Annotated in this window: 12 protein-coding genes and 1 pseudogene; 9 read left to right on the top strand and 4 right to left on the bottom strand. The window is 39.1% G+C overall.

The features are described from left to right. The first annotated feature begins 37 nt into the window (after window positions 1–37). From ACT4_RS13145 to ACT4_RS13125, 5 genes and pseudogenes are all read left to right on the top strand, one after another. Window positions 38–1,558, top strand: coding sequence for an NAD(P)/FAD-dependent oxidoreductase (locus ACT4_RS13145; RefSeq protein WP_007482858.1), 1,521 nt, complete (start codon window positions 38–40; stop codon window positions 1,556–1,558). Window positions 1,559–1,657: 99 nt separating this feature from the next. Beyond that, window positions 1,658–2,532 (top strand): annotated as a pseudogene (locus ACT4_RS13140) (class I SAM-dependent methyltransferase). 206 nt (window positions 2,533–2,738) lie between these two features. After that, window positions 2,739–3,506, top strand: coding sequence for a LamB/YcsF family protein (locus ACT4_RS13135; RefSeq protein ID WP_007482852.1), 768 nt, complete (start codon window positions 2,739–2,741; stop codon window positions 3,504–3,506). A 12-nt stretch (window positions 3,507–3,518) separates the two neighbouring features. Further along, window positions 3,519–5,108 (top strand): 5-oxoprolinase/urea amidolyase family protein, encoded by a 1,590-nt coding sequence (locus tag ACT4_RS13130; protein ID WP_007482851.1) that lies wholly within the window; start codon window positions 3,519–3,521, stop codon window positions 5,106–5,108. Beyond that, entirely contained in the window at window positions 5,098–6,825 is a 1,728-nt protein-coding gene (locus ACT4_RS13125; RefSeq protein WP_007482849.1) for a biotin carboxylase N-terminal domain-containing protein, read from the top strand. Before ACT4_RS13130 ends, ACT4_RS13125 begins: the two co-directional genes overlap by 11 nt. A 47-nt stretch (window positions 6,826–6,872) precedes the next feature. On the opposite strand, the gene ACT4_RS13120 is transcribed toward ACT4_RS13125, so the two are convergent. Then, complete coding sequence (locus ACT4_RS13120) at window positions 6,873–7,646, bottom strand: M48 family metallopeptidase (RefSeq protein WP_004880198.1); 774 nt, start codon at window positions 7,644–7,646, stop codon at window positions 6,873–6,875. Window positions 7,647–8,131: 485 nt separating this feature from the next. Further along, complete coding sequence (crp, locus tag ACT4_RS13115; protein WP_004880197.1) at window positions 8,132–8,839, bottom strand: cAMP-activated global transcriptional regulator CRP; 708 nt, start codon at window positions 8,837–8,839, stop codon at window positions 8,132–8,134. 148 nt (window positions 8,840–8,987) lie between these two features. Between crp and ACT4_RS13110 the strand changes: the two genes are divergently transcribed. After that, entirely contained in the window at window positions 8,988–9,410 is a 423-nt protein-coding gene (locus ACT4_RS13110; RefSeq protein ID WP_007482847.1) for an OsmC family protein, read from the top strand. Window positions 9,411–9,469: 59 nt separating this feature from the next. On the opposite strand, the gene ACT4_RS13105 is transcribed toward ACT4_RS13110, so the two are convergent. Further along, window positions 9,470–10,270 carry a M23 family metallopeptidase gene (locus ACT4_RS13105; protein WP_007482845.1) on the bottom strand — a complete coding sequence of 267 codons (801 nt, stop codon included), beginning with the start codon at window positions 10,268–10,270 and terminating at the stop codon, window positions 9,470–9,472. A gap of 264 nt (window positions 10,271–10,534) precedes the next feature. Here ACT4_RS13105 and clpB point away from each other — a divergent pair, with 264 nt between their 5' ends. Both clpB and ACT4_RS13095 read left to right on the top strand, forming a co-directional pair. Then, the gene (gene clpB / locus ACT4_RS13100; protein WP_007482843.1) at window positions 10,535–13,114 is read left to right on the top strand and encodes an ATP-dependent chaperone ClpB; all 2,580 of its coding nucleotides are present in this window, start codon (window positions 10,535–10,537) and stop codon (window positions 13,112–13,114) included. A gap of 168 nt (window positions 13,115–13,282) precedes the next feature. Continuing rightward, window positions 13,283–13,702 carry a hypothetical protein gene (locus tag ACT4_RS13095; protein WP_007482841.1) on the top strand — a complete coding sequence of 140 codons (420 nt, stop codon included), beginning with the start codon at window positions 13,283–13,285 and terminating at the stop codon, window positions 13,700–13,702. A 14-nt stretch (window positions 13,703–13,716) separates the two neighbouring features. Here ACT4_RS13095 and rlmKL read toward each other — a convergent pair whose 3' ends face one another. Further along, on the bottom strand, window positions 13,717–15,924 hold the full coding sequence (rlmKL, locus tag ACT4_RS13090) for a bifunctional 23S rRNA (guanine(2069)-N(7))-methyltransferase RlmK/23S rRNA (guanine(2445)-N(2))-methyltransferase RlmL (RefSeq protein ID WP_007482839.1): 2,208 nt from the start codon (window positions 15,922–15,924) through the stop codon (window positions 13,717–13,719). 284 nt (window positions 15,925–16,208) lie between these two features. Between rlmKL and ACT4_RS13085 the strand changes: the two genes are divergently transcribed. Then, window positions 16,209–16,580, top strand: coding sequence for a hypothetical protein (locus ACT4_RS13085; protein WP_034605177.1), 372 nt, complete (start codon window positions 16,209–16,211; stop codon window positions 16,578–16,580). Window positions 16,581–16,706: the final 126 nt, after the last annotated feature.

Raw genomic sequence — 16,706 nt, 5'->3', positions numbered from 1 at the left:
TATTGACATCGGTTTTTAGATGAAAGGATATTTTGAAATGACAGCTCAAGCAAAAAAATTAGATTCAGCTGAAGGAAAGGCTTTACCATCACATATCTACGATACATTCATCGTCGGTGCTGGTATCTCTGGTATTGCAACTGCAATTCGTTTAGATCAAGTGGGTTATACAAACTATAAGATCATTGAAAAAGCAACGCGCGTAGGTGGTACATGGCGTGAGAACACTTATCCAGGTTGCGGGTGTGATGTCCCTTCAGCGCTGTATTCATACTCATTTGCACCGAGTGCGAAATGGAGTCATTTATTTGCGCGTCAGCCTGAAATTCTAAGCTACTTAGAGGAAGTAAGTGAAAACTTTGGTGTCAGTTCAAAAATTGAATTTGGTACTGAATTACTCAAAGCAGCTTGGGACAATGAGCGTAATCTATGGGTTATGGACACAAGCAAAGGTCAATTCTTAGCGCGTACTGCAATTTTTGCAACAGGTCCAATTACTGAAGCGCAGATTCCTAAATTGGAAGGCTTAGAGACGTTTAAAGGTGAAATGTTCCATTCAGCGAAATGGAATCATGATTATGATTTAACAGGTAAGCGTATTGCGGTCATTGGCACAGGTGCATCAGCAATCCAGTTTGTACCTCAAATTCAGCCAAAAGCAAAAGAGCTTTACATATTCCAGCGTACTGCGCCTTGGGTTGTACCAAAGCCTGATACTGATTTGGGTGATGTGAGTAAGGCACTTATTGAGAGGTTTCCACTCATTCAAAAAACATGGCGTAAAACTGTTGCCCAATCACTAAATGCAATTAACTTCGGTTTACGTAACCCAGCTGTATTAAAACCAGTGGGCGAACTTGCAAAATTGATTTTACGCTTCCAAATTGAAGATACTGAATTACGTAAAAATGTAACGCCAAACTTTACCATTGGTTGTAAGCGTTTATTATTCGCTAACAACTATTATCCAGCATTACAACAACCCAATACTAAGCTCATTCCTCACGGTTTGGTCAAAGTTGAAGGAAATACAGTTGTTTCCGCAAATGGCGAACGTCATGAAGTAGATGTGATTATTTGGGGTACAGGTTTTGAGGTATCGCATCCACCTATTGGTAAGCGCGTTCAAAACGAGAAAGGCGAAATCTTAAATGATTTATGGAAAAATAGTTCTCCAGAAGCGTACTTAGGTACGAGTATTGAGAATGTACCAAATGGCTTCTTAGTTTTAGGACCAAACGTGCTTGTTTATGATTCATTCATTGGTTTAGCAGAAGCACAGCTTGATTATATTGTGGATGGTTTACTCAAAATCAAAGAGAAGGGTATTGCTAAGTTAAATATCAAGCCTGAAGTGATCAAGAAGCATAATGATTTAGTACAAAAACATCTGAAAACAACTGTATTTAATGCAGGCGGTTGTAAGAGCTATTACTTGGATGCAAATGGTCGTAACTTTGCAGCTTGGCCGTGGTCATTAAAAGCATTGAAAAAGCGTTTAAAACGTATGGACTTAAATGATTATCAAGTGACGTATCAAACTGAAAAAACTAAATAGTAAGTCATTTATCAAATGATTAAAGGGCAGTAAATTTTATCTTAGGGTGAAATTTACTGCTTATTTTTTTGCGAGATAGAAATAAATTAGGAATGATATATGAAAGAAGGACAATCAAGTCGTACGGCTGAGGCGGCAGCGGCATTACGTGCGAACCACTTTCAACATGCAGAAAATCCAGTATTTTCAGATCCATTTGCATTTGAGCTGACCAGCAAAGGTTGGAAAAAGCTTCTTACGACGTCACTTACTGTTAAAGTGATGAATTCTCTTGTATTTAACCGAACACTCGGCCTGCTGACAGGACAAGTTGTAGGGCGTTCGAGTTATGCTGAAGATCAATTGTATGAAGCAATTGAACGTGGCGTAAAACAGTATGTATTAGTCGGTGCAGGCTTAGATTCATTTATTTTGAGACAAGCTCAACATTATCCAGCATTAAAAATTTTTGAAGTTGACCATCCTGATACACAAGCAGCCAAACAAAAAAACTAAAAGAATTTGGTGAGATTCCTGCCAATGTAGAGTTCGTCTCTATTGATTTTGAAAAAGAGTCAATCGCTGATGCTCTAGCACGTAGTGGCTTTCAGCAGGATCAACCCGCATTTTACTCATGGTTAGGTACGACGCATTACCTTGAGCCTCAAACTACACTCAAAACTTTGGAAAGTATTGCTAATTTTGCTGCGAAAGGAAGTGAAGTGGTCTTAGATTATTCGATTGATTATCGAGAGTTAGCGGGTATTGAACGTTTTGGGAGTCTATTCGTCTCACAATTTACTCGTTTTTTAAAAGAACCTTTAAAAGGACAGTTTAGACCAAAGGATTTACATCAATCTGTAGAGAATATGGGCTATGTCGTAGCTGAAGATCTATCTGGGGATGGATTAAGTGAAAGGTATTTTTATAAGCGCCCTGATCATATCCGTCACACCAGTGCGACACACATGCTGTATTTACGATTAATGAAATAAGTGATTAAAAATTTCTTCTAACTCAAAAGAGCCTTGGGTTAGAAGTTCTATTCTATATAAAAATATAATGTGGCCTAAATTGATTCTATGTTAAAGCTATGATGTTGATTTATAAAATGCATAAAAATCAGTGTTGTTAAACTGAGCGTTTCGAGTATATTGCTAAAATACGTATGTGAAATGAAAAAAAGCAATTGGAAGGCTATATGTATATTGATCTAAATAGCGATTTAGGTGAGAGCTATGGCTCATGGAAAATGGGCAATGATGAACAAATTCTTCCGATTGTCAGTAGTGCGAATATTGCCTGCGGTTTCCATGCAGGTGATCCACAAAGTATCCTAAAAACATTAAAGCAAGCTGCTCAATTCAATGTATCTGTTGGGGCACATGTCTCTTATCCCGATCTTGTCGGTTTTGGTCGTCGTAATATGGATGTTGCTTATGATGAGTTATTTGCCGATGTGTTATATCAAATTTCAGCGTTGCAAGGCTTAGCTAAAATTGCAGGAACAACGGTTCGTTATGTAAAACCACATGGCGCACTTTATAACACCATTGCAACTAATTTGAATCAGGCTCAAGCAGTTATCGATGCATTACTTGCTTATGATGCTTCCTTGGCATTAGTGGCTTTAGCAGGCTCACCTTTAATTGAGTTTGCGCGTCAACAAGGTGTTAATGTCGTTTCAGAGGCATTTGCAGATCGTGCCTATCATCGTGATGGTGCATTAGTGTCTCGTCGTCAAGATGGAGCTGTTTTACATGATGCCGATCAAATTGCACAACGTGTATTAGAAATGATTCAAAAGGGTGGAGTGATGTCTATTGAAGGTGTATTTACACCAATTCAAGCGGATACGGTCTGTTTACATGGTGATACATTAGGTGCAGTGGAAATTGCGAAGGTGATACAACAAACCCTAACTCAGCATCAAATTCAAGTACGTTCTTTTACTGACCCAATGGCATAAATGAGAGCTGATATGAGATTTCTATCGGTCAATGCAAATGCTTTTTTAATTGAATTTACAAGCTTACAAGATACGATGGCTGCATATCGAACACTACAACATGCACAACATCCCTATATTCGAGAGCTTGTTCCCGCTGCACGGACAATTTTGGTTTATTTTGATCCTTTATTTATCAATACAAAGACCTTAATTAAGTGGATTAATACACAGAAAATATTCGAATGTGCTGCGCTCAATGGTAAAGAATTGGTCATTCCAGTGTGTTATAACGGTGAGGATATTGAGCATGTTGCAGATCTTGTTGGGTTAAGTGTTTCGGAGCTTATTTACAAACATAGCCAAACCTTATGGCGTGCTGCGTTCATTGGTTTTGCACCAGGCTTTGCTTATTTAGTGAGTGATGAGCCTACTTTTGGAAGCATTCCGCGCTTGGCTTCACCCCGTAAAAAAATTACTTCAGGTTCAGTTGGCCTGGCGGGTGAATATAGTGGTGTTTATCCTAAAGATAGTCCTGGTGGATGGCAACTGATTGGGAAAACTGATCTGAAAATGTGGGATGTTCAACGAGAACAACCTGCTTTGTTGCTGCCGAATGATCAAGTGATTTTCAAAGATGTTACATATCAACCCACACAAATTTGTGTTCCCAATACAGTGCCAATTTCGGAAAAACGAATTACTGAAAATGAAGCAGTTTTACGTGTTAAAAAAGTTGGTTTACAGGTGCTTATACAGGATGTTGGCCGCCTAAACATGGCAGAAATGGGCGTAGGTAGAGCTGGTGCAATGGATCAGACTTCTTTTCAAAGTGCCAATTTGGCTGTAGGTAATCCTCAAAATGCCGCTGCCTTGGAAATACTCAATGGTGGTCTTGTTCTCAGTTTTTTTAAACCTACAGTGATTGCTGTTACTGGCGCTGATGCGGAGCTTTCGGTGCAATATGTACAGGAAGAAAAAGTTAGAGTCCCTCTCTATCAACCGATTGCACTTGATCAGGGGGATGAGGTTTATTTGGCAGTCCCTAACGCTGGGGTGAGAAATTATCTAGCAGTGCGGGGAGGCTTGGCGGTTGAAAACATTCTAGGAAGTGCTAGTTATGACAGTTTAGCTGAGTTAGGGGCATTACCTTTAAAGATTGGCGATGAGCTTGCATCGGCACAATTGAAAACTCATTCTGTGGATTTGAGCCAGAGCTCTATCGATATGCCAAAACAGGGTGATGTGATTGTGATAGATCTCCATTTAGGGCCAAGAACGGATTGGTTTAAAACTTCTAGTTTGGAGTTACTTTTCCAACAAAAATGGCTCGTAACCACAGAAAGCAATCGGATTGGCTTGAGGTTGCATGGGGAACATGCTTTGCAAAGAGAAATTGAGCATGAACTTCCTAGTGAAGGGTGCAGCATCGGTGCTTTGCAAATCCCTCCAAATGGTCAGCCTGTTTTGTTTATGAGTGACCATCCGATTACAGGAGGGTATCCCGTCATCGCGATGGTAGCTGCTCATCATCTCGATTTAGTTGCACAAATTCCTTCATGCAGTTTCATCCAGTTTCGCAAAATCACAGAATTTATGGACATCCAAGATCATGAAAAATAAACAACATAAATTACTGATTGCCAATCGAGGTGAGATTGCGGTTCGAATTATTCAAGCATGTAAAGATTTAGGTATTCATTCCGTTGCGGTGTATGCAGATGATGATATACACAGTTTACACGTTAAACTTGCAGACGAAGCGTGGTCATTGTCTGGTGTAACTGCGAAAGAAACCTATCTTGATATAGATAAAATGCTAGCAATAGCAAAAAAATCACAAACGACCATGATCCATCCTGGTTACGGCTTTCTGTCTGAGCGTGCAGAATTTGCACAAGCTGTAATAGATGCAGGTTTGATTTGGATCGGCCCATCACCTGAGTCAATTCAAAAACTCGGCGATAAAATTGAAGCACGAAAAATCGCCCAATCAGTCGGTGCGCCACTGGTGCATGGTACAGCACAACCACTTCAATCAGCAGATGAAGCCATTGAGTTCGCGAAAGCATATGGTCTTCCGATTGCAATTAAGGCAGCTTATGGTGGAGGTGGGCGTGGATTAAAAGTGGTTTGGCATTTAGAGGATGTTGCTCGCTCGTATGAGTCAGCTGTACGCGAAGCTCAGGCAGCATTTGGGCGGGGTGAGTGCTTTGTTGAACAATATTTAGATCGACCGCGTCATATTGAAGCGCAAGTTATTGCTGATCAACATGGTAATGTTGTGGTGGTGGGAACTCGCGATTGTTCCTTACAGCGCCGTAATCAAAAATTGGTTGAAGAAGCACCAGCGCCGTTTCTTGGTCGGCAGATAGAGCAACAGCTACAGCAAGCATCGATTGATATCTGTAGAGCTGCTTCCTATGTAGGCGCGGGTACTGTGGAGTATTTATTAAGCCAAGATGGCAAGCTTTCATTTTTAGAGGTAAATACGCGTTTACAAGTGGAGCATCCTGTCACTGAGCAAACAACTGACGTGGATTTAGTTGTTGAGCAAATCAACATTGCGTTAGGTGCAACATTATCGATTGTTGAAATGCCAAAAGCCCAAGGACACGCAATTGAATTTCGGATTAATGCAGAAGATCCAGCAAGAGGCTTCATTCCTTCATTTGGTCAAATAACTCGTTTTAATCCGCCATCAGGCATTGGTATTCGTCTTGATACTGGAGTCGAGACAGGTAGCGCTGTTTCAAGCCAATTTGATTCATTAATGGCAAAACTAATCGTGACTGGCGCAACCAGAGATATTGCAATTCAACGTGCCAAAAGGGCATTAGAACAGTTTGAAATTGAAGGGGTTGCTTCTGTATTGCCATTTCATCAATTGATCTTGTCTGAGCCAGATTTTGTGAAAGAGTTCAAGGTGCATACGCGTTGGATTCAGCAAGCAGACTATTTGCAATATCCAACTCAAGAGCGGGCGAGGATAACATCATCCTCTATGTTGCAACGACATGATATTGAGATTGATGGGAAAATACATCAAATAGGCTTGCCAACATCATTATTTAATTTAACAGCTTCACCACAAATCCATAAGTCTGAAGAAACTTTTCAGGCTCATCAAGAAAATGATGTTTTAGCACCTATCAGTGGCGTCGTAATGCAATGGAAAGTTACTGAAAATACATTCGTAAATGAGGGGGATGTAATCGGGGTGATGGAAGCAATGAAAATGGAAGTGCAGATTATTGCCCATCGAACTGGTCTAATCTGTAGCTTGGTACAGCCTAATAAAACTGTAACTGCGGATGAAAAGATTGCTGAAATAAATTAGCCATTAAGATCAATGTTGAACTTAATGGCTTCAGTATTAATATTAGATTAGCGGCGGTTATACACTGCTAAAGCAGCAGGTAAGTTCTTACGCATGTCGTTAATACGTTGTTCATTTGATGGGTGAGTGGATAAGAATGATGAGCCACTTGCACCGTCATTACGAGCCATTTTTTCCCATAAAGTAATTGCGGAATTTGGGTTGTAACCAGCTTTAGCCATCAGCATTAAACCACCATAATCGGCACGGCTTTCGAGATTACGCGAATAAGGTAAACCAACACCGACTTGACTGCCTAGATCGATAGCAGCAGAACCGAGGCTACCAATACTGTCGCCTGCATATGATTTGCCAATTCCAATGGCAAGATTAGTAAGTGCTTGCGCACCAATTTTACTTTTCGCATGTTCTTCGAGTGCATGGGTCATTTCATGTCCCATGATTGCAGCAATCTCATCATTTGTCAGATTTAGTTTATTGACAATACCTGTATAGAAAACAACTTTACCCCCTGGGGCAACATAAGCATTCACGGTATCTGATTTTAATACTGCAAGTTGCCAATCAAATCGTTGACCTGTTTGGTTCATTTGATCTGCGTAAGGTTTTAAACGTAAAAACACAGCATTAATACGTTTGTATGTGCTTGAGCTGGTATCAAGCTGATTCTTCGAACGTGCTTCTTGTGTCATTTTTGCAAAGCTTTGTGCTGACTGAGCATTTAAAGTTGCACTATCTGCACCCGCCATATCGGCAAAAGAAGCGCAACCTGAGATAGTCATGACAGTTGCGGCACAAAGGCTTAAAGCCAATTTTTTCATACTTATTTGCTCCAAATCAGTATCTTATGAGTTTCATCGTAATATTGTAAATTATAAAAAATGTTGGAGGCGCTTTACATTCTGAATATCTCTATAATCATTGTAATTATGTAATCAAATTTCTGTGAATTTATAGGGTCTGTTGATATTTCAACCATGCGTTGCGTTATAGACTAAAACAACATAAACAAGACATGAAACGTAGGCATTAGCGACATCGACATCATTGATAAGTTTCATAACGCAGTTTAGGGAAGTTTTAGCCATAACCCTACGGGACAGGGACATTTTTTGCTGCTACTGCGTTACGTCTTGCTTACTTAGAATGACTAAGTTTCGCAAAACATGCCTTGTACCATCTAAAAATGTCCTCTGTCGCAAGCATCTGTGAAACATCAACCGTCCCCAATTATCTGTACTAAACAATAAAAATTAAAGCCAGTGAAGAACACTGGCTTTGTTGAGTATCACAACGTTAGTAAGATTTATTCTTCGTCGTCAAACTCATCTTCAGAAAAGCTATTCTCTTCTAAAGAAGTATCAAAAATTAAAATAGCTTTACCATCTGTTTGAATCATGCCTTGATCTTCAAGTGTTTTAAGTACACGACCAACCATTTCACGAGAACAACCAACGATACGGCCGATTTCTTGACGCGTAATACGAATCTGACGACCATTCGGTAGGATCATTGCCTCAGGTTGAGCAGATAAGTCAATTAAACAGCGAGCAATACGTCCAGAAACATCAATAAATGCAAGGTCTGTTACTTTACGTGTCGTGTTTTTGAGGCGACGAACAAGCTGAGCAAATACCGCATAACTTAAATCAGGGTATTGTTTGCTTAGCTCATGGAAGTTGTCATATGAAATTTCTGCAATTTCACAAACGTCACGAGTGCGTACTTCTGCGGTACGTTGTGGATTCTTTTCAAAAAGACCCATCTCACCAAAGAAATCACCAGGGTTTAAGTATGCAACCACGATCTCACGTTCATCATCTTCACGTAAGATAATTGACACTGAACCTTTTAATATTAAATACAGTGATTTTGATTCCATTCCAGCGTCAATAATCGTGGTGCGTTTAGGGTATCTGTTAATATGAGCACGTTTTAGCAGAGCTTTAACTGATTCAGGTAACTGACCTGGAGATAAAGCATCAGTGCTAAGTTGTGAAAAATTTGAAGTCATGCTTAAAATTTCCGAATTTGGATAAAACCGATCGCACAGACCCTTAAAAGAGCCTTTTCTACACAGAAGAGATGAAATTCCTTATCAACTCATTTTATGTTAGTGTACAAGAACAGAGTAAATTTATAACGTTTTTTGGGTAGTTGCAATGCAAACAAGTGTACATTGGTTAGAGAATGTTGCTTTTGAGGCAAAATCGGAAAGTGGCCACACTGTGGTGATGGATGGTTCTGCTGAATATGGGGGGGAAAACCGTGGCCCACGTCCTATGGAGTTGATTTTAATGGGACTTGGTGGTTGTGCTTCGTTTGATATTGTGACTATTTTAAAGAAATCTCGCCAAGATGTGACGAATGTCGTATGTCAGCTTAAAGCAGAAAGAGCTGATTCAATTCCAGCCGTGTTTACCAAAATCCATTTACACTTCGTTGTAACAGGAAAATCTGTAAAAGAGAAGCAGGTTGAAAAGGCTGTCGAACTTTCAGCTGAAAAATATTGCTCTGCGAGCAAAATGCTTTCTGATGGCGGTGTTGAAATTACACATGACTTCGAAATTATTGAAGCTGCTTAATACTTTATTGTTAAGTTTTTCTAAAAAGTGATCTATTAAATAGATCACTTTTTTTATGCTTATTTTAAAAATAATTGAGGATCTACACGCGCATTATTTAAGCTCATTCCCCAATGTAAATGCGGTCCTGTTACACGTCCCGTCTTGCCGACCAAGCCTAAAACTTCACCTTGAGTAATATGTTGACCTTTTTCAACATTAATTTTACTCAAATGGCAAAACATACTAATTAAGCCTTGGCCATGATCAATCAAGACTGTATTACCATTAAAGAAATAATTGCCAGTCCCTACAACTACACCATCTGCTGGTGCAACGACTTTTTGCCCAATCGGCGCTGGAATGTCTAGACCTGAATGTGGTGCACGTTCTTCACCATTAAAAAAACGTTTACGACCAAAAGAGTTGCTAAATTTTCCAGAAGTAGGTCTGATGAAATTTGGGAATTGTGTCCATGAACTCTGACTGAAAGAACTGTAAATATCATTTTGTTCTTTTGCCTCACGCGCGTAGCGGTCTAGTTGCTCCTGATTTGGATTGACATAGTCTTTATTTTTAACATTTAAGCGTTGTTCCGCGTATCGATAAGGTTTGATTTCAATCTGAATAGGATTCTTGTTGGTATTAAGAGTTAGTGTTCCGACTTGAGCAGAGAGAGGGATACCAAACACAGCATAATGTTGTTCATTCTCCTTACTGATGAGTACCGCTTTACCTTCATAAGAGACTTGAGAGATGTCTTTTGATAAAGGGATCACGGCAATGCCACCAGCACGACGAGAGTCTTGAGGAAGTTGAGCAAAAAGTAACTGAATCGGAATCATACATGTTGCTGCGAGAATAATTTTTTTAAAGTACATCATCATCTTTTTTAGTTTGTAGCAAAACAATAAGCTAAAACCTTATTGATTAAAGAACAAGAATGGTTTTGTGCGAATATGCAAAGACTGAAAAATTATACAAAATATACTTGAAATAGATTGTTTATATACCCATATTATTACTGAGTTTTATTTGAGTAAAATATTTTAAAACTTTGAAAAATATATAAAATTTATTTGAAATTTAAAAAATAGTTCCCATCTAAGTGTTAAGTTAAAAATTTGTTGTGAGGAATAACAAGAATGCGTTTTGAAAAATTTACAAACCGCTTACAGCAAGCACTCTCTGATGCACAATCTTTGGCAATGGGTAAAGATCATACTGCGATTGCAGGTATTCATATTCTGTCGACTTTACTTGAAGAACCAGCCAATCTAAGTTTGTTGCAACAATCAGGTGCTCGTTTACCAGAGCTGAAGCAAAAACTTGAACAGGCATTGCAAAATGCCCCGACTATAGCAAATCCAACGGGTGATATTAATCTAAATCCTGAAGCGGTAAAGGCGCTGAATTTAGCTGACCGCTATGCACAGAAAGCAGGTGATGAGTTTCTATCGACAGATTGGGTGATGTTAGGGTTGGCTGAAACTGGTGAAACCAAAACGATATTGAACAGTGTTGGTGTAACGCCAGAAAGCTTACGTAAAGTAATTGAAAATATTCGAGGAAATGACAAAGTCATGAGCAATAATCATGAAGATCAACGTGACTCATTGAATAAATATACGATTGATTTAACTGAGCGCGCACTTGCAGGAAAGCTTGACCCAGTGATTGGTCGCGATGATGAAATTCGCCGCACGATTCAGGTGTTATCTCGTCGTACCAAAAATAACCCTGTCTTAATTGGTGAACCTGGTGTAGGTAAAACTGCGATCGTTGAAGGTTTAGCGCAACGTATCATTAATGGTGAAGTCCCTGAAAGTTTGAAGAATAAGCGTGTGTTGTCTTTGGATTTGGGTTCATTACTTGCAGGTGCAAAATATCGTGGTGAATTTGAAGAGCGCCTAAAAGCTGTCCTCAAAGATCTTGCAAAACATGAAGGGGAAATCATTCTGTTCATCGATGAGTTACATACACTCGTAGGTGCAGGTAAAGGCGATGGTGCGATGGACGCAGGTAATATGTTGAAACCCGCCTTGGCACGTGGTGAATTACGCTGTGTCGGTGCAACGACTTTAGATGAATACCGTCAATATATTGAGAAAGATGCAGCGCTTGAACGTCGATTCCAAAAAGTGTTGGTCGATGAGCCAAGTGTTGAAGATACCATTGCCATTTTGCGTGGGCTAAAAGAGAAGTATGCAACCCATCATGGAGTGCAGATTTTAGACTCGGCAATTATTGCTGCTGCAAAAATGTCACATCGATATATTACAGACCGTCAGTTACCCGATAAGGCGATTGATTTGATCGATGAAGCAGCATCGCGTATCAAAATGGAAATTGATTCCAAGCCAGAAGCTTTAGATAAATTGGATCGCCGCTTGATTCAGTTAAAAATGCAACTTGAAGCAGTGAAAAAAGATGAGGATTCGGGCAGTAAGGCTGAAGTCAATCATCTTGAACAGCAAATTGCTGAAAAGCAAAAAGAGTACAATGATCTTGAAGAAATTTGGAAAGCTGAAAAAACACTGGTTGAAGGTGATAAAAAAGCACAAGTTGAGCTGGATCAAGCACGTAGTGCATTAGAAAAGGCAAAACGTGAAGGTGATTTGGCTGAAGCTGCACGTTTACAATACGGCGTGATTCCAGAGTTACAAAAGCGTTTGGAACAAGCAGAAGTTGCTGAGGAAAACGAAGAACCTAAACTGATTCGTACCAAAGTAACTGAGAACGAAATTGCCGAAGTGGTGAGTGCGGCTACAGGTATTCCTGTATCTAAGATGTTGCAAGGTGAGCGTGAGAAACTGCTTAATATGGAAGAGTTCTTACACAATCGTGTTGTCGGTCAGGATGAAGCTGTCGTTGCTGTATCTAATGCAGTACGCCGTTCGCGTGCAGGTTTATCTGATCCAAACCGTCCAAGTGGCTCTTTCTTATTTCTTGGTCCAACAGGTGTCGGTAAAACTGAGTTAACCAAAGCATTAGCGAACTTCTTATTTGACAGTGATGATGCCATGATCCGTATCGATATGTCGGAATTTATGGAAAAACATTCTGTGAGTCGCTTAGTTGGTGCTCCTCCGGGTTACGTCGGCTATGAGGAAGGCGGTGTTTTAACTGAAGCGGTACGCCGTAAACCATATAGTGTGGTGTTGTTTGATGAAGTCGAAAAAGCACATCCTGATGTATTCAATATCTTACTACAAGTATTGGATGATGGGCGTTTAACCGATTCACAAGGTCGTGTTGTCGACTTTAAAAATACGGTTATTGTCATGACTTCGAACCTAGGTTCACAAGATGTACGTGAATTAGGTGAGGGTGCAACTGATGATGAAGTAAGAGCTGTCGTGATGAATGCAGTTGGTCAGCACTTCCGTCCTGAATTTATTAATCGTATAGATGAGTTAGTAGTTTTCCATTCGCTTCAAAAAGCACAGATTCGTGGAATCGCTGATATTCAGTTAGATCGTTTACGTTCTCGCTTGAGTGATCGCGATATGGGCTTAACTGTAGATGATACAGCCTTTGATCTATTAATTGATGCTGGTTTTGATCCTGTATATGGTGCTCGCCCACTTAAACGTGCGATTCAGCAACAGGTAGAGAACAGCTTAGCTCAGAAAATTCTAGCGGCTGAGTTCCAACCAGGCGATAACATCTTGATTAAAGGTGAAAATGGTCATCTTGTTTTCGATAAAATGAAACTGAGTTAAGTTTAAATTTTATCGAATGGATAAAAAGATGGTGATGAAAGTCACCATCTTTTTTTATAGACATGCAATTTATCTGATTTTTTCTGGAATATTACCAATGACATTGCGATTTTGTGAAAAGGTTGGTAGTTTCGAAACAAATAAGAAAAAAATTCAGGATGAATTGGAATGGAAAATAAGCAACATTATTACACAGGTATCAGTGTGATTTTGTTCATGGCTGTCTTGCCATCTATAGGGTGGTCTGCTCAAGCAATGACGGAAGGGAGTTTGGCTCTTCAGACTGCATTACTGAATAATGCGTTACCAAGTATCATCCAAAAAGCACAACAAGACGCGCTTAAACCTGATGAAGAACGCTGGCGTTCACAGCGTGTATTGAGTGATCGTAATTTACGTGAAATTCGTATCAGTATGCTAGCAGAAGGAGCATTATCTCCTTATGAAGAGGCTAAGAAAACATCTGTTTTAGATGTTCGAGAAAAGAAAAAAGCGACCATGAAACCCCATGATGAGGCTCCTGATCGCTATATGATTTATGAGTTTGAATCACCCAATATTAAAAGATATAACGTAACGATTAAGTGATCCAAAGTTAAAATTTATGACATTCCTAAGTGTTGGATTTTCCAAGCACGGTGGATTTTTTGATTACGTTTAAAGTCTAAACCAATTGTTTCAGACGTAATTTCTTCAACTTTATAGAGTGCTTCGATTTCTTCATCTAACTCAAAACCACGATAGTTGTTTGAGAAATAGAGTGTGCCATCACTTGTTAAGCGATTCATTGCTCGTTTAAGAAGAGATACATGATCACGCTGTACATCGAATGTTCCATAGAACTTTTTCGAATTTGAGAAAGTTGGTGGATCAATAAAAATTAAGTCATATTGTTCATGACCTTCTTTTAGCCATTCAAAACAATCACTTGCAAAGAACATATGTTGTTCATCTGCATGGTCTACGGTTAAACCATTTAAAACAAAGTTTTCTTTTGACCAACCGAGGTAGGTGTTTGATAAGTCGACACTTGTTGTGCTTGCTGCACCACCAAGCGCAGCATGTAAGCTTGCGGTAGAAGTATAGCTATATAAATTCAAGAAATGTTTGCCACGAGCTTCTTTAGCAATTTTCAAACGAATTTGACGGTGATCTAAGAATAAACCTGTATCCAGATAATCGGTCAGATTCACCAAGATACGTGCATTGCCTTCTTGTACGATAAAACGTTTAGATGCAGTACTTTGTTTGGTGTACTGATTTGTTCCAGCTTGACGGGCACGGGTTTTAATAAAGATGGCATCACGATTTAGACCTGTTACTGCACGGATTGCAGCAAGGCCAAGGTTAAAACGTTTTTTTGCTTTCTCTGGATCAATCTTCTTAGGTGGCGCATATTCTTGAACGTGTAGCTTATCGCCATATAAATCAACTGCTAGATTAAAATCTGGCAAATCTGCATCATATAAACGTAAACAGTAAACATTCTCTTTAACAGCCCATTTTTTCAAGGCTTGCATATTTTTCTGCAAACGATTGGTAAAGTCTTCAGCACCTTCGATTGGGTCAAATTGTTGTGGTTGCCAATTTGCCAAGAATGGTTGAGTGACAGTCGCAGGCTTCACTGTGCCAAAACGAATGTAAATTGGTAACTTACCATTCATCAAACGTAGGGTTTGCGGGTCATTAAAAGCAAGTACATCTGCTTGTTCAACTTGTGCGGCAATAATTGCAGCACGTTGATTTGGAAAATTCTTTTGTAAAAGAGCAGAAAGACCTAGATATAAAGAACGATTAGATGCTTTATCTCCTAGGCGCTCACCATAAGGAGGATTCGTTACGATAAATGCTTTTTTACCTTCAGCATGGAAATCATCCCAATCAGCTAAAGTACGTTCTTCAATCTGGATTTGATCAAGAAGTTTTTCAAAGCCAGCAGCAATGATATTTTGACGCGTTGCTTTGACCGCTTCCCAATCAGCATCGTAAGCATAAAATTTAGGTAGTGGTTGTTCTAATGCTTTTTCGTGGCGTTCTGTGGCTTCAGCTTTCAGTGATAACCATAATTCACGATCATGTCCATGCCAGCCATTAAAACCGAAACGACGGACTAAACCAGGTGCACGATCTGTCAAGATCAATAAAGACTCAATAATAAATGTGCCTGAACCACACATTGGGTCAAGAATAATATCCGGCTGATATTGGCTGAGTTGTGCTTTTTGTAAGATTGCAGCAGCTAAGTTTTCTTTAATTGGTGCATCTGTCATATAACGACGATAGCCGCGTTTATGCAAAGAATCACCAGATAAGTCTAAGCAATAGGTATGTTCTGTTTTACCAGCTAAAACATATAATGTAATTTCAGGTTGTTTAATATCAATACTTGGTCGCTTACCAACAGCTTCCATAAATGAATCAACAACGCCGTCTTTTACACGTAAAGTGGCGAATTGGGTATTTACTTTGATCTCACGTTCGACGTGTAAACGAACTGCAAAGGTACTTTGTGGTGCAAAAATAAGTGACCAATCAAAGCTGATTGCACCTTCATAGAGTTCTTCTGCGACATCTCGTGCATCGTGGGTAAATTCCAGTTCATGTGTATGAATAGGTAACAGTACACGAGATGCAAGACGTGACCACATGCAAACGCGATAAGCATTTTCGAGAGTGCCTTTAAATACTAAACGTCCAGCAAAGCGTTGGATATTTTGAATGCCTAAATCTTCGAGTTCTTGTTGTAATAAGGTTTCAAGCCCGTCTGCACAGGTCACCCAATAGTCTGTTAGACGTGGTTTAGCGTTCATTCAAATTTCCAAAGCAATTCAGCAATCGGCTATTTTAACTGATTTTTGTTTGTTCTGTCGGTGCATATTTGTGTGATTGTCAGCTTTATCATCAATTAAACGTCATTATTTTATCAATGAAATGATGAATTACTGAAATTAGATTATGTGACCATAGTCATTTTTTCTCATCATTTTTAATTATTGGTACATATTTTGCTTTTTAGTTTGCAGATTATCAGTGAGTTATTTAATTCAAAGCTGATGAAACTTAAGAATTTTAATTGAATGGCTGTGGGGTTGTTATGAAAGAGAACATGAATAGTGAAGTGCTAGTAAATGCTGAAGCTTTTGCAATTGCAACGCAAATGTATGTACGTTTAAGACGTGTATGTGGACGTGTAATTGATGTGATGTATCTCGTGAATAATAAAGATTATGCAAAGCATATTGTTGAGATCGCTTTATCGACTGAAGATGAAGAGTTAGAAAAACAAGTGACACGTTTGCGCCCATTAATTGATTTATATCCTGAACCAGCTGTAATAATCGAAGAGTCGAAGGTTGAAGCTAAAAAACAAAAAGAAGTGCATCAAGAAACATATTCGATGGACGTGACAGCAGAGGAAATTTATCAAGCGCAAGTTCACCATCACTATATTGGTGCATTAAGGTAAATTATAAGTCATTAAAAAATATAAAATTAAAAGGATGTAGCACTGATGTTTACATCCTTATCTTTCTTTTAGAATATTCAGAATGGATGTTCTCATGTTGAATAAAAATAAGATTATGAAAAAGAT

The organism is Acinetobacter sp. NBRC 100985 (assembly GCF_000241225.1).
GTDB classification, from domain to species: Bacteria; Pseudomonadota; Gammaproteobacteria; order Pseudomonadales; family Moraxellaceae; genus Acinetobacter; species Acinetobacter venetianus.
The sequence above is the reverse complement of the archived record's forward strand: the minus strand, read 5'-3'. Positions and strand labels throughout refer to the sequence as shown.